Annotated in this window: 9 protein-coding genes; all 9 read right to left on the reverse strand. The window is 42.1% G+C overall.

Features of this window, described 5'->3' with window-relative positions; all coding sequences use genetic code 11:
* Positions 1-154: 154 nt before the first annotated feature.
* The 9 genes from J1N10_RS10640 to J1N10_RS10680 all read right to left on the reverse strand — a co-directional run bounded on the left by J1N10_RS10640 (position 155) and on the right by J1N10_RS10680 (position 15,289).
* Complete coding sequence (locus J1N10_RS10640; protein WP_410053444.1) at positions 155-2,542, reverse strand: glycoside hydrolase family 3 C-terminal domain-containing protein; 2,388 nt, start codon at positions 2,540-2,542, stop codon at positions 155-157.
* A 47-nt stretch (positions 2,543-2,589) separates the two neighbouring features.
* Positions 2,590-3,855, reverse strand: a complete 1,266-nt coding sequence (locus J1N10_RS10645; protein WP_262326685.1) for a T9SS type A sorting domain-containing protein — start codon at positions 3,853-3,855, stop codon at positions 2,590-2,592.
* Between the two features lie 10 nt (positions 3,856-3,865).
* Positions 3,866-5,584 (reverse strand): MFS transporter, encoded by a 1,719-nt coding sequence (locus tag J1N10_RS10650; protein WP_262326686.1) that lies wholly within the window; start codon positions 5,582-5,584, stop codon positions 3,866-3,868.
* Between the two features lie 18 nt (positions 5,585-5,602).
* Positions 5,603-6,400, reverse strand: coding sequence for a glycoside hydrolase family 16 protein (locus tag J1N10_RS10655; RefSeq protein WP_262326687.1), 798 nt, complete (start codon positions 6,398-6,400; stop codon positions 5,603-5,605).
* Between the two features lie 15 nt (positions 6,401-6,415).
* Positions 6,416-7,861: an MFS transporter gene (locus J1N10_RS10660; RefSeq protein ID WP_262326688.1), complete on the reverse strand. Its 1,446-nt coding sequence runs from the start codon at positions 7,859-7,861 to the stop codon at positions 6,416-6,418.
* Positions 7,862-7,865: 4 nt separating this feature from the next.
* The gene (locus tag J1N10_RS10665) at positions 7,866-11,318 is read right to left on the reverse strand and encodes a hypothetical protein (protein WP_262326689.1); all 3,453 of its coding nucleotides are present in this window, start codon (positions 11,316-11,318) and stop codon (positions 7,866-7,868) included.
* Positions 11,319-11,333: 15 nt separating this feature from the next.
* Positions 11,334-12,212: a hypothetical protein gene (locus J1N10_RS10670; protein WP_262326690.1), complete on the reverse strand. Its 879-nt coding sequence runs from the start codon at positions 12,210-12,212 to the stop codon at positions 11,334-11,336.
* Positions 12,213-12,276: 64 nt separating this feature from the next.
* Complete coding sequence (gene bglX, locus J1N10_RS10675) at positions 12,277-14,508, reverse strand: beta-glucosidase BglX (protein WP_262326691.1); 2,232 nt, start codon at positions 14,506-14,508, stop codon at positions 12,277-12,279.
* A complete protein-coding gene (locus J1N10_RS10680) occupies positions 14,501-15,289 on the reverse strand; it encodes a glycoside hydrolase family 16 protein (protein ID WP_262326692.1) in 789 nt (262 codons plus the stop codon). Before J1N10_RS10680 ends, bglX begins: the two co-directional genes overlap by 8 nt.
* Positions 15,290-15,443: the final 154 nt, after the last annotated feature.

A 15,443-nucleotide genomic window follows, 5' to 3' on the forward strand; every position in this document is an offset into this window, starting at 1 on the left:
GTATTTATTCGTCATAGCAATTGTTAACTATACCTACAAAAAAATGAGTCCGGCTTGAATTAGAATCTGCGATTATTCTTGTTTCAATTTTTAAAATGGCAACGTTTTACCTCAAAGTGTAATAACCGGACTCATGAGTTTTTATAGTTTTCTTTTAAAACGAAACGTTTTCTACCTCTTTGAATGTGCGATAACTTGGCGTATATGTAATTTTATTGCAACGCTCGATTAACTCCTTCACCTCGTCATGTGTTATTTCATTATGGGTGATATAAGGGAATTTAATTAAAGGATGTTCCATAAAAAAGCCTGGTATATTAGCTTCATCCATTGTTTTTCCCTCGGGTGTCCATCCCTTTATCCAGTTAGGCATATACTCTTTAAGCAATTCACGAGCTTCAGCATTATCCCATAATTCTTTGGCGAACGTATATTTATCAACCATCAATGGTATTTGCTGCGTCGACTCCAATGCAATGGTTTCTTGCAAACGGATGTCACGTGATGATGCTGCTATCAGTAGCTTAAAATCACCACTTTCGGCAATCCATCTATCACGCTTGGCATCGTAATAAGAGAAATCGCGACCAGATAATTCGAATGTTAGTTCTTTAGCCTCACCGGGTTGCAAGTCTACTTTCGCGAAGTATTTTAATTCTTTTTCAGGACGTTGAAGGGTACTCTCTGTATCATTAACATATAACTGAACAATTTCTTTTCCGGCAACCGAACCTGTATTTTTTACTTTCAGGCTGACTTTTAGAATATCCTTATCATTAATTGTTTTGGATGAAACTTTTAAATCATAATACTCGAAACTGGTGTAAGATAAGCCGTGTCCGAAAGGAAACAGTGGTTCGATCTGTTTCTCATCGTAATAACGGTAGCCAACAAAAATGCGTTCACCATAGATAACATTGCCTTGCTCTCCCGGGAAGTTAAACGAAGCCGGGGTATCGGCTAATTTAATAGGAAATGTTTCCGCTAATTTACCCGATGGGTTAACAGCACCAAACAACACATCTGCCACAGCGCCTGCACCTGCCTGGCCACCTAACCAAGTCTCTAATACAGCAGACACTTCGTTTATCCACGGCATGGCCACCGCACTACCATTGGTTAATACGGCTACCGTATTAACCTGTACTTTAGCCACTTCAGCCATCAGTTTATTGTGTGCCGCTGGCATGTCGATATGCTTACGGTCAATACCTTCCGATTCATAATGCAATGGTAATCCGGCAAAAACCAGCGCAATATCGCTTTCTTTGGCCAGTTGAACCGCTTCCTTGATCATCGAATAATCTGTATCATTTTTCAAATTATAACCCTGTGCATATTTGATCTTAATGCCTTTTCCATATTCATTTCTGATGATATCGAGTACATTATCCAACTGTGTTGGTTTTACTTCTGAACTTCCATTGCCCTGATAACGAGGGTTGGTAGCAAACTCGCCAATGACAGCAATGGTCTTGTATTTCTTTTTACTGATTGGTAATATGGCATCATCATTCTTCAACAAGGTAATGGCCTGACCATGCACCTCACGAGCCAATTGGTGATGTGCCACCACATTCTGATCCACCTCATCGCGCTCCAAAGATTTGGCTTTTAGAACAACCATTAATATTTCTTTCACCAAATTATCCAACACTTCCTCATCAACCAATTCATCTTTCACTGCCTGAAGTAATATCTCATCGTTAACATCACTCACATGTGGCATTTCAATGTGCATGCCTGATTTTAAAGCTTCTACCCGATCAACAACAGCGAACCAGTCGGAGATAACAATGCCTTCAAACCCCCATTCTTCTTTCAACATCTTGGTTAATAAGTATGGATTTTGCGTGCCATACACTCCTTGTACGCGGTTATAGCAGGCCATCACTGTCCATGGTTGAGCTTTTTTGACCGCTATTTCAAATGGTGTTAGATATATTTCGTGCAGCGTACGTTTATCTACATCGGAGTTCATATACATACGCATGGTTTCTACATTATTGGCCGTAAAGTGTTTTAGCGACGTGCCTACTCCCTGACTTTGAACACCATTGATGTAAGCAGCTCCAAGTTCACCAGAAAGAACCGGATCTTCTGAGAAATATTCAAAATTGCGTCCACCCAAAACTGAGCGTTTAATATTGACACCAGGACCTAATAGCACATTAACACCTAATGCCTGACACTCTTCCCCTAAAGCTTGTCCTACCTGATAAATCAAATCCGTATCCCACGTAGCCGATAAGGCCGATGCTGTTGGAAAACAAGTCGCCGGATGCTGATCGCCATAGCCAGCTTTGTTGGTGGCTGGTGCACGTCGTAAGCCATGTGGTCCGTCAGCCATCCAAATCCAGGGGATATTTAATCGTTCAATCGGTTGAGAGCTCCAGTCATCGCGGCCGGAACAAAGGGATACTTTCTCTTCAAGTGTGAGCTGTGAAACCAACTCATCCACCTTTGTTTTCAAGTCCTGTTCTTGTGCATTCATAAACCAGCTTGTTGATATGAATATCGAAAGCACGAGTATTTTTTTCATAATTCTGAATTTATAATCGTTATGTTTTTCGTTAGTAAAATGCATCCTCAATTCACTATTAGTTTCTTCGATTGTGTTAGTTTCCCATCGTTGAGTGTTACCAGATAAAGTCCTTTTTCCAAATCCGAAATATCAATGGTGGCCGAATAATTAATCGTTTGAGTTAAAACCACTTTTCCGGTCAGGTCAATCAGTTTTAACTCCTGATGACCATACTTCTCCAACTCAACTAACAGTTTATCACAGGCCGGATTTGGAAAACAAGTAAACGTGCTTTGCTCTGTCTGATTTTCAATGTGAGTATTGGCGTTTAGCTCATAAACTTTTACCCAGTCAATAAACACTGAACAGGGAAATTCAGCCTCAGGCACAATGGCACCTCCATAACTTGACGAGCTGCCACCAACCCCGGCACTTATAATTACATACATCTCGTGCTTAAACGGATACCACTCGGTAAAGTGATTGGAGTATTCAGACACGCCCACACGCTTTGCGTCAATCTGCCGTATCGCTTTTTCATCCTCTCCATCAGTAGCAAAGGCACCACCGTCGCTTAAAAAATGGATGTGATAGATGTTTTCATCAACATGAAAAGCTATCCGGTCATTGTACCAGTCGATACCATAAGTATGAAAACCGTTACATCCGGCATTAGCATCCTCTTTGGATGCAGGATATCCTCCATATCCCGGTTCTATCGGGTTGGGCACTTCTTTATTTTCGTAGCTATAATAAAAACCCTGGTAACCATGATTCCAGGATTGCCATTGGTTATTTTCCCAAAACCAGGCATAATGCACACTTCCCAGATTATGATAGGGAATGGAACCAACATATTCCATGATGTCAATTTCGCCTCCTTGCGGCCACATAAGGTAATCCCATCCATCGGGAATTTCATTGGGCATCATCCAAAATGCAAAACCCTGCCCCATTTGACGGACATCGCGGGGATAAATGCTTGCCATAATACGATGCCCGGGTCCCCAGGCTCCTTTACCAGCTGTATTGATTCGTCCGCTGGTATAATCTCTGTCAACATAAAACTCCTTTCGCGTGGTAATGACCAAACATCCGTTATCGGCCCCTGGCACATCGTCCTGGAAGCTAATATTCTCTATACGATCGGTGGCCCTGTCTAGCTGGCCTGTTCCAAAATCGCCATTAACGCCTGTACCAGTTTCAATATTCCATTTTGATAAATCCAACTGCTCCGCGGTAAAATCGTCTTGCCAAATAAGATTACCCACCTGAGCAGTTACAGATATCTCAACACAAAGGAATAATATAGATAGTGTTACAAACCTCATTTAGCCTTGTTTAGTTGTTTTCCAGAGCGCGTTTTTCTTCTAATTCAACCTGCATTATTTCACAGGTCTTCTTATCGATGGTATAGAAATACAAAAGGGCCGCACATGAAATATAAAGGATACCCGGAATTACAGATATCATTAATTTGATGCCGTTGATAGTCGATTCGGTTTGCACAGCATTGGCCTCAAACTTAAACAACACCAATAGCCAACCAGCCAATGCACCACCTATGCCCCATCCGGCTTTTTGGGCAAAGGTGGCTGCCGAGAATACCAAACCGGTTGCACGTTGACCAGTTTTCCATTCGGTATAATCAGCTGTATCGGCCAACATCGTCCAAAGCAATACCACCGCAGGTGCATACGTGAATTTGGCCAAGATATTGAAGATATAAATCAGGGTATAATCACCGGCTTCGGGTATATACAACAGAGCAAAGAAGATGCCTGACAAAATGGTACTGGCCATAAAAACGTTACGATTACCAAACCGTTTAGCCAGAGGTTTGGCTATCGGAAGTCCAACAATCAAGGCAATACTGCTGACTACATTAAATAGCTGAACGTTTTCTTCGGTTCCTATGTAATACTTAAAATAATAAGCAATAGACAGGTTTTGAAGCGCAAACATGATAAATGAAACAATGCCCACCAAAGCTAAAATAATCCAGGGGCGATTCGAACCTAAATTTTTAATATCGGACCATATGGACTGGTTCTGAACCAAAGGTGGCGTCACCCGCTCTTTTGTTGAATAGAATGTTATTAGGAAAAACACGACACTTAAAAGCCCCAGAACCATTAGGGTATACTGGTAGCCTTTAGCCTTATCAACCGTATTGTCATTGGCTCGCACATCAATAACCGTTTCTTTTGTGTCGGCGCTGATGTAATGCACATCTTCGCGAGCCATAGGATAAGATATAACACTGGCCATTCCTTCGCGTGATTTGATGCTGGTGGAGTCAAAAGCTGCGATGGAGGCGCCATAAGCTAACGTATCGTTGGCGGCTGGTTGCACCACCACATACAACAGACCTTGTGCTGATTTGGCATCCGTGTCTTCAATTGAATAAACCAAGGTGTCAATACCAACAAAACCTGGCTTAAGCTGGTAACGAATGCTATCGCTGTTCACCACTTCAGCCTTTCCTCCTTTTAACGATTGCGTGACGATACTGGTGGTAAACTCTCCTTTTCCAAAATAAATAGCCATGGACAAAGCCAGCCCGGTCACAATTAACTGACCAGAAAAAGCACTGATAAAGCGATAGGTATTAATGCCGGCACGTTCATTAGAGTCTGAAGTCATTACTGCCATAAGCGACGAATATGGCAAGTTAATAGCCGTGTAGGCTGTCATCAGCATAAAATAAGTAACAGCTGCCCAGATAATTTTTCCGGTTTGATTTAAATCGGGGGTTGTGAAGGTTAAAACAGCTAAAATAGCGTATGGTACAGCCGTATATAAAATATAGGGGCGAAATTTTCCCCAGCGTGTATTGGTGCGATCTGAAATTACACCCATTAATGGATCATTAATCATATCCCACACACGCGCAATCAACATAATGGTACCCGCTGCTGCTGCAGAGATGCCAAATGTATCGGTATAAAATATTAGAATCCAGAAACCTACCATATCCCAAACAAAATGGGAAGCGGCGTCTCCTAGGCTGTAGCCAATTTTTTCTTTGATAGATAGTTTAGCTGCTGTAGTATTCATTTGGACAGGCTTTAATGTTTATTTTTGATAAATCCTTACATAGTCAATTTCCATCGTTTGAGGAAATGCCAATGTATCAATCCCGTTAACGCTCCCCCACGCACCACCAACAGCCACATTCAGGAGCAGATAAAATGGTTTTTCGTAAGGCCATTTATCAACGCCCAAACCTTCATTACCATAAACAAAGTATTGCTGATTATCGACAAAAGCTTTCATGGTGTCGGGCGTCCATTCCAGAATATAATTATGAAATTGCGTATCCACATCGGGCACTTTTAACGTGGCAGTTTGCTGTGTGCCGGTTTGCCACTGGTAATCTTTGGAATGCGCCGAAGCATGGATAACTCCCAAATCATAACCCACGTGTTCCATAATATCAATCTCACCGATGTTGGGCCAGTTACCATCATTAAAGGTCCAGCCACCGGGCATCATCCAAATGGCCGACCAGGTACCAACACCCTTGGGCAAACGCGCTCTAACTTCCACTTTGCCGTGCTGCCAGTCGGCTTTCGACATTAATCGAGCCGAGGTAAACTCTTTATCTTCAAAAGGCTCATGAATGGCTGTAATATGCAATTTACCATCATCGACCCAGGCATTTTCCTGACGTGCTTTTGTGTAAAACTGGGCTTCCTGGTTGCCCCAACCATGTACATTACCTTCCTGGTCATAAGCCCATTTACTCGAATCGGGTAATCCAACATAATCAAACTCATCCTGCCACACAAGCTTATAATCATTTGTTGAGTTGTTACAGGCGGCCAAGGTCAATAACAAAAATCCGGTTATCACTGTATAAATATTGTTCATAGCTTCTCTTTATGATTATTCTCCCTGATGTTTCACTTTTCCTCTGCGGGCAATCAATTGTTCTTTAATTTCATTCGCCTTTTCTTCGGTCAAATCGTAATTCTTCATGACAATAATGGCAATGATTCCGAAGATGATTGGAATGACTATGTCGGCAATACGAAGCCTTGTCATGGCCTCGGCCGACTGTACTTTTATATCTTCATTAAATCCAATGTAATGCAACACCACACCACTTAGAAACATGGCTATTGATTGACCAATTTTGGTCATCCACCAATATACAGCTCCAAACATGGCCTCACGGCGCTCGCCGGTATTTAACTCATCTAAATCGCACACATCGGCTGTCATCGACATCATCAGTGTGAATAAACTCCCAATACCAAACGATAAAAATGGAATAGGCATAAACATCAACCACGGGATTTCGGGATAGTTAAATCCCCACCATTTTAATATATAGCCCACAAAAGATAATAAAGTAGCAATGATGAACGCCTTCTTCTTCCCATACTTTTCGGCAATTTTAGTGATGATTGGGATAACGATAAACATGGTTCCCAGGGCACTTGCCGTTCCAAAAAGCCCGACCCAGATATTGGCTGACTCCTGATTTCCATTAAACCAGAAGTAAACAATGATATACATTGCAAACTGGGCAATAATCTGAAAACCATTGAAAATAAGAAATGTAGCTGCACATAATTTTAAAAAGGGTTTATTAACAATGGTTAGTTTTATCCCCTTAAAAAATTCCTTGATGTTTTCCTTTAATTCGGCTCCGGATAAATTACGCGCCTTGTCCTGTTCAGGTACAATTATTTCTTTATTGAATAGGGCCGGTAAGATTCCAAGAACCATACATATAACCCCCACCCATATGGCGATTGTTTTGGCACCTTGTGGCGCACTTTCAAAAATTGTTGGCTCATAAATAATAACCCAAAGCCAGGGAGCAATCACCCAGGCAATCTGCCCCATAAACTGTGAAATAGCCATGAGGCGCGTGCGCTCATTATAATCAGGTGTCATTTCGTAGCCCAAACCAATTAAAGGCGTAGCAAAAATGGTGTAACCGATGTAAAAGAAAATGGATACAATCAGAAAATAGAAGAAGTTATATAACTCACTGTTTTCAGGATTTAATTGCCACATAATCATATACGACACCCCTGCGATCACACTACCCACCAAAATATAAGGTTTTCTTCTGCCCCATTTCGATTTGGTGTTATCCGAAATGTATCCCATCAAGGGATCAGTGATGGCATCAATTATTCGTGGTACGGCCAACAGGGTACCCACCAAAATAGGACTCATTCCCAGTGACATTACTAAAACAGCCATACACATCGTTAGTGCTGCCGGAAATAATTGGTTGGCCAAATGCCCCGAACCAAAGGTTACTTTCTGAAAGGTTGGAACCTTGTCTTCACGTGCTATTTTAATTGCCTTCATCGATTTATTTAAAGGTTACTTGTATAGATTTAAGCTCAGTACTTCTATTAAAAATCAATGCAGACGTTGCTGCATCTATGGTTAATCCATCGAAGCGTTTTTGTTCACCGTCCTTCATATTAATCACGACCTCATTAACATTAGCTTTTGAATAAACCACGGGTACTTTACAAACTGTAAAACCAAGCTGTCCAGCTTCCAGGTTAATTTGCTCCTGATTGTACAAAGCATCGAAATGCTGAAACAGCTCAGGTGTTAAAAGCAACTCATCGGGATTAAACAATGCGGTATTAAAAGTGATTTGGCCGTTTTCAACATGCACACCCAATTCGCCCATGCGCGTCATCACATCCTCTTTCACCTGACCTGTCATTCCTGGCTGCTTCACTCCTGCTCCGCCAGGTGTATGCGAATAGGCATCGGTTGGGAAAGCACCGTATAATTTTGGTGACTTATTTAATCCGATACCGGCTTTTATTTCGTAATAATGGTCTTTTAGGCGGCCTAATATTGTCTTATCAGCATTGGCTTCAATAGCAGCAAAGTAATTTTCCTGAACAGCCAGCAAGAGCTTTGACACCATGTGCCAGTAGATGCTTCCCAAGCCTTCGTAACCATAAAAGGTGCCCGAACGACCAGTAAACGACTGATGGTCGAACATCTCCTCATGAATGGCTAATACGGCTGTTTTGCATCGTGCAATTAACTGACCATATTTAGTTGCATCAAGTCCATCAATTGCGTGAGTTAAATCATCGGCATTGCGAATGGTGCCATTGAAGTGATAATTACCCAGCTTATCCTGCGACAACACGCTGATGTTGTTGTCCTCAACCAATTGCTTTAATAGTTCAGAGCTTTCAACCTTATCGGCCGGAATCGAATTTCGCTCAATAAACAGTGGCAACTGACGATCGGGATAAAGAATATAGCTGTATTGGTCTTCGCGGAAAAGTGCACTTGTCTTTAAGGCATCCATCAACCCTAAAGTTTCTTCCCCATTTAAGTAACCGGCACTTAACACAGCCACCTGACCTTCCAGCATTTCGTACAAGTAACGCACCGACACACCCTCATCATCGAATGCCAGCAAATTGTAGGCATGGTACAAACCATCGGCCCGTTTATTAGCCCTGATAGATTGGTCCATATAAGCCAGAGCCACATCCATAAACTGTTTTAATTCTTCTGCAGTGATGCTTGCTTTGGTTTCGCTAAACGATTGTTGATAAATACTGTTTCGATAGGTTTCTCCCGCTTTACCTAATACATCGGCAAAATGTTTTCTTTCTGCTTTTGTAAAGCCTTTTTTAAGCAGCTTAACATTGTCGACAAACAATGTATTGATGGCTTCCAACAAGACTTTCACTTCTTCAGAAACCCTTAATTCCTTATGGGTCGTGACCGCCAGTTTATCAGTCCAGAATTTAAGGAAACGGCGGATGTAATATAATGTCACCATGGACACTCCGCTTCCCACCAAAGCATTATTGGCATCGTTCCACTCCGGGCGTTGGGTGTTTAACCAGATACCGGCTTCGGGAATGAAGTTGCTTAGCTTAGCCAATAAAGTCACCAAAATTTTCTCCGTCAGGTTGACTTGGTAAAGACCTCCAACTTTGTTCTCCAGCATGCGGGCATCGGCTCCTAAGCCTTTTACCTTAGCTTTTATTTTATCGTTTAATTTGGCATCGAATAAGATAGTATCTTGCGGATTAGCAACGATATCGGCATATGACTTGATGCGATAAGGCACGTTGGCATACACAAAAATATCTTTACTCAATAACTCATCCAGTTTGCCTGGATGGTATTTTTCAGAAAGCTCCAACAGTTTCTGAAGGTAAATAATCTGGTGATCGCCCCAGTAGCCAATGTAAGCCCATGGATCATGCGGATCGGGGCATTCCCAGTCGATACCTTCGCGTGTGATGCGATACGGGTTGTAACCATCAGGAGTCGAGGCATTGACAAACTTAGCAATCATACCCTCGATAAACTCAGGATACGACAAACCTAGTGCTTCCCAGTTCTGGAAGATATCGCGCCAGTTACCCTGATAGTTGAGTTTCGGCGTACCATCCTCGTTCTTCGATTCAATGGAAAACTGGTTCCAAGGGCGGCTTGGATCGCCATGGCGACGACTGAATGTTAAGGGCAGGTACTCATAAGCCAATCGCACCAAATCGGCATTGCCCGTTTTTTCTGCTGCTTCAACTAATTGTTTATACGTCAGTGTTTCAGCCAAATCATCTAACCATGTGGCAGCATCAGCTGCTACTTTAATGTTATTCTGATTAACATACAATTTAAAGTCAGATGATTCAATATTATAGCCATCGTTAAAAATACCACCACGCATCACATTAAACATGGTGTTGGAAAAATGACGGGCGCAACTCAACTCATCATTTCCTAACTGTAAGCCATCGGCATCGGCTACAATTTCTATTAAGTTACTTGTGCCTTGCTCAATATCTTTGGCAATTAAAGCTTCAATAGCATTATCTGACTGAATCATTTGATTCAGGTTGGCCACATCTCCACCATCTTTATTAATATCGGCTACAATGCCCCAATTCTTCAATGTTTTAGGGTTAAGCGTCATTGTTGCGTTGAGCAGGTAGGTTCCACGTGCGGCTCTCACATCTTCTTCCTGCCGAATAGCCAGCCCTTTCTTAAATTGATTGACTTGTTTAGTCGATAAAAGAATTTGACGCTCCTTTAAACCAAAGGACCAAACAGTGGTCGCTTTCAAAGCCTCACTCGGTTCAGCACGATCTACAGGAATGGAGCTTAATGAGAACAACCCAAGACCAGTTTCGGCTATTAATTCATTCTTTTTGTAGGCATCGAGCAGGTTGCTGAATTCATTCTGGAATGCATAATCGATTCCATAGGGCAATATATTCCGAATACCATCCAGAATTTCTAATTTAAGCGTCTCAGCACCTTCATTTTGGATAGTTGACTTACGAACAAATCCAAACTGCTCACTGTTGGCCCATTGATATTTAAAGCTTAAACCTAGGTCGTGGTTGATTTCCTCGAACAGGATTTTATTGCCATAAATACTTTTGTATATATTACGGGTAGTTTTATATACCTGGCCTGAGTTGGTTGCAAATGGTTCCCACAAATACGTTTTAGCATCTTTCTCCACTAAAATAGCTGTGGCACTACCGGTAATTCCTTTATAGTCATGAATTTTATCATCGGTATAGTAAGGAAACAAGGCATTGTTACGATCTTTTCTTCCCGCAGACAGTGAACCATTACTTGATAAGAACATCCAATGATCAGAGTCGCTGACGATTGACATAAAAAAATCGTCCATCTGATCATAGTTACTAATCTTATAATACTTCTCGTTTTCACAAATTACGAATTGCCCTTCAACCTGGTCGCAACCTGAATGTAAATTCGTATTTCCTAAATAGATCTCTCTCGTTTTCATTATAAATTAATTAGTCTATTCTATTTCTTGAATTTCAAAAACCCTTTGCCATCGATCCGTTTCTCCGGGCATTAGCTTAATGTTTTTAAATAGTTCGGGACTAAGCACATGAGCCCGTCCCCAAAGGTTAATTTTATGAGGTATGAAATCGACACGTTCTGACAAGGCTAACTTTAGTTGCTTATCAAGTAATGTCCAATGCTTACCGGCGCCTGATACCTGTGCTATGTTTTCAAAAAAGAAATCGGAAACAGGCGTACATTGCCAGCTTATTTGATTTTTAGAAAAAGACAGGCAGTCACCCGGGTTGAGACCTTCACTAAATGATAAAGCATTTATCTCATCACCAATACTTAGTTGTGTATGCTTTGATAGGAACCGGTTGCCAGGAGAAAGAAAGTTATGCACATATTCATTAGTACTAAACACCAGATGCCCCCTGTTTTCAAGTTGATAATCAATAATAAAACCAGAATCTGTCAGGCTTATCTTTTTTTCGAGATAAAAGGCCGATTGAGGATGCCTGTTAATACATGCTAATGTAACAGATAGATTTTCCATCCTGGTTGTAAATTCAAACGGCAGATTATCATACTGATGAAAGAAATCATATGGCTTTGCATTTTCCTTCTTCAACAATCCAACACCTATTTTTGGAAAATAATCACCCGGTTGGCAACTATCGTAGCCAATGGCTTCACTAATGCCAAATTCATTAAAGAAACCTTTTCCTTGCATGAAAGAGTTGCTACCGGCTAATTCAGTGCTGCACAGTGGCGTGTTTTTCCACCACAATTGAACGACCTTGCCGGTCCAGTCAAATCGAGTGCCAACATAGCCTTCATGTGGCTCCTCAATACTCAGCTTTATATGTCCATTAAATAACTCAATCATGTTATTGAATTGAAACGCCCCACTTTTATGTTCATTCATCAATCATTAAAAGGCTTAACAACGGCTATTTCACACTAAAGAATGTTGATAAGGTGGCGTTTGAATCACCGCCAATCCACAGCTCGAATTGGCCAGGCTCAACCACTCGCTCCATAGCCACATTCGTAAACGCCAAATCATTCACATCAAGCGTTAATGTCAGGGTGGTTTCCTCTCCCTCATTAAGACTAATCCGCTTAAAGGCCTTTAACTCTTTTACCGGGCGCGATACATTGCCAACGAGGTCGCGCACATAAAGCTGCACAATTTCATCACCAGCCATCTCACCGGTATTTTTAACCTTTATGCTTGCTGCAATAATATCATCCTTGGCATAAATTTCTTTATCAAGGCTTATGTCGCTATAAACAAAACTTGTATATGACAAACCATATCCGAATGGATAGAGTGGTTCAAAACCCGCATCGATGTAATGCGACTCATTACCCAATGATGTCTGCGGGGCTTTAACCGGAATATCGTACATCTGTGTCCAGGTATCCAGATTGGCCGGACGACCTGTGTTTTTATGGTTGTAATGCATCGGTATTTGCCCGACTTCTTTGGGAAAGGTAACTGGCAGCTTGCCCGATGGATTGGCGTTCCCGGCAATGATATCAGCCAAAGCAGCTCCTCCCATTGTGCCTGGGTGCCACGCATAAATGACTGCATCAGCATATTCACTAATGGCGCCAATCGTTAGCGGACGACCTGCCATTACCACCAAAACCAAAGGTTTGCCGGTTTTTTTAAGTTCTTTTATCAAGTCGTTCTGTACCCCAGGCAAATCAATATTGGCACGCGAATGCGCTTCACCAGATAAAATCGATTCTTCACCCCCAACAAATACAATCACATCAGATTTTTTGGCCTGCTCTATGGCTTTTCTATAGCCTTTCTGATGACGTGTACGGCTGATAGCCATGCCTTCGGCAAACATTACCTTATCTTTACCAAACACGTCCTGGAGCCCTTTAAGGGGCGTCACTGTCAGGGTGCTGTCACCATCAAAAATCCAGGTACCTAGCTGTTCGTAGGCTTGATTCGCCATTGGCCCGATTAACGCTATTTTCTTTGATAAAGAAAGTGGTAAAGTGTTCTTATCATTCTTCAGCAGCACCATGCTTTGTGTCGCTGCCAGCTTGGCCGCCTCCAAATACTTGGGCTTAGCAAACTGATATTGATTCTCTTCGGCGACATACGGATTATCGAACAAGCCCATTTCAAATTTCACGCGCAACACGTCGCGTACCGCCTGGTCAATTATTTTGATGTCCAATAACCCTTCTTCGATAAGCACTTTTATATTATCGTTGTAGGTACTGGTTGCCATTTCCATGTTAACTCCCGCTTTAATGGCTCGCAAGGCTGCTTCTTTTTCATCGGCTACAAAACCATGGTTAATCATCTCCCAGGGTGAGGCCCAGTCGCTCACCACAAAACCATCAAAGTGCCATTCGTTGCGCAAAACCTGACGAAACAGGAATTCGTTACCGGTAGCCGGCACACCATCAATATCATTAAAAGCTGCCATAAAAGTGCGAACACCTGCATCAACCGCCGCTTTGAACGGTGGCAAGTACACATCCCGCAATTCGCGAGGAGGAATCAGTGTTGTGTTGTAATCACGCCCTCCTTCGGCTGCTCCATAGCCAGCCATATGCTTGGCACACGCAATAATACTTGTTTCACTATTTAAACTATCGCCCTGAAAGCCTTTAACCATCGCAGCGCCTAATACTGAGGTCAAGTAAGGATCTTCCCCGCAGCTCTCCGCAATTCGGCCCCAACGCGCATCACGACTGATGTCAATCATGGGTGCAAAGGTCCATCGAATCCCTGTTGATGACGCTTCCTGAGCGGCTATGCGACAGCCTTGCTCAACCAACTCAGGATTCCAGCTGGCTGCTTGCCCTAATGGAATGGGAAAAACCGTTTTAAACCCATGTATGACATCACGTGCAATAATCAATGGAATGCCCAGACGACTTTCCTCAAGGGCAATTTTTTGCAATCGGTTAATGTTTTGAGGATCCACATCATTAAGGATAGAACCAATCTTACCTTGCCGAATATTGTCATCGTGACCATAACCACCATTGACCTGCCACATCTGTCCAATCTTTTCTTCCAAAGTCATCTGACTAAGCAGCTTCTCTACCTTTTGGCCGATGGAATCCGCTTGCTTATTATGTGTCGAATTTTGACAAGCCATCAAAACTATTGATAGGACTACTGATAGTATTAATTTATTCATTCCTCTGTCGCTTATTATTTTTTTTATACACTCTTACATAATCCACTTCCATCTGACAGGGAAAAATATCATTTTCGATACCGTGTATCCCTCCCCAGTTACCGCCAACGGCCAGGCTTAAGACGATATGAAACCGCTTATCAAAAGGCCACTCCGCCGTTGTCGCATTCGTTTTTTTCCGGTATACATACACCTTTGTATCGTCGAGATAGAAAGCACATTTATTGCCTGTCCATTCCACCGCATAGTTGTGAAATTTGGATGGTGATTCTGGTAAGCCTACACCCTTAACCTTGGTGGTTCCTTTCACATGATTGAACGCCTCGGTGTGAATAGCAAAAAATACCGAATCGGGTTCATAACCCACATGTTCCATAATGTCGATTTCGCCACTTAAGGGCCATTGTCCATAGCTCCCTTCACTTGGCAACATAACAACAGAAGGCCATAAGCCTTTGCCCTTCGGTAATTTAGCTCGCACTTCGACCCGACCATATAACCAATCGCCCTTACCTTTGGACCTAATGCGAGCGGAGGTATAAGGTCGTTCCAAACCTTCCTGGAAATGGGCAGATATAAATAAATGGCCATTCTGCACATATGCATTTTCGGCTTTCTGAGCTGTATAATGTTGTAATTCATTATTACCCCAGGCCCAGGAATTGCCTTCCGTATCGTATGACCATTTGCTTGAATCCGGAAGACCGGCGTAATCAAATTCATCGCTCCACACCAACTGATAGTCAACTTGCTTGGAGCAAGCCATAACGAACAGAAGCATTATGAAACAATGTATTATTCTCATTTTAAATACTATTTAGATGCATTGCATTCTATAATCACCAAAGGCTCAATGTATTTTAGATCAAATGAATGAACTGTTAGCCACTCGAATGTGCTTTCTGACGAAAGATCAACTCCGTTAAGCAGACCTT

Source organism: Carboxylicivirga litoralis (genome assembly GCF_025499605.1).
GTDB lineage: Bacteria > Bacteroidota > Bacteroidia > Bacteroidales > Marinilabiliaceae > Carboxylicivirga > Carboxylicivirga litoralis.

Excerpts from the sequence above, each read along its gene's own strand:
- J1N10_RS10640 (WP_410053444.1), bottom strand. The coding sequence starts at position 2,542 with ATGAAAAAAATACTCGTGCTTTCGATATTCATATCAACAAGCTGGTTT.
- J1N10_RS10645 (WP_262326685.1), bottom strand. The coding sequence starts at position 3,855 with ATGAGGTTTGTAACACTATCTATATTATTCCTTTGTGTTGAGATATCT.
- J1N10_RS10650 (WP_262326686.1), bottom strand. The coding sequence starts at position 5,584 with ATGAATACTACAGCAGCTAAACTATCTATCAAAGAAAAAATTGGCTAC.
- J1N10_RS10655 (WP_262326687.1), bottom strand. The coding sequence starts at position 6,400 with ATGAACAATATTTATACAGTGATAACCGGATTTTTGTTATTGACCTTG.
- J1N10_RS10660 (WP_262326688.1), bottom strand. The coding sequence starts at position 7,861 with ATGAAGGCAATTAAAATAGCACGTGAAGACAAGGTTCCAACCTTTCAG.
- J1N10_RS10665 (WP_262326689.1), bottom strand. The coding sequence starts at position 11,318 with ATGAAAACGAGAGAGATCTATTTAGGAAATACGAATTTACATTCAGGT.
- J1N10_RS10670 (WP_262326690.1), bottom strand. The coding sequence starts at position 12,212 with ATGATTGAGTTATTTAATGGACATATAAAGCTGAGTATTGAGGAGCCA.
- bglX (WP_262326691.1), bottom strand. The coding sequence starts at position 14,508 with ATGAATAAATTAATACTATCAGTAGTCCTATCAATAGTTTTGATGGCT.
- J1N10_RS10680 (WP_262326692.1), bottom strand. The coding sequence starts at position 15,289 with ATGCTTCTGTTCGTTATGGCTTGCTCCAAGCAAGTTGACTATCAGTTG.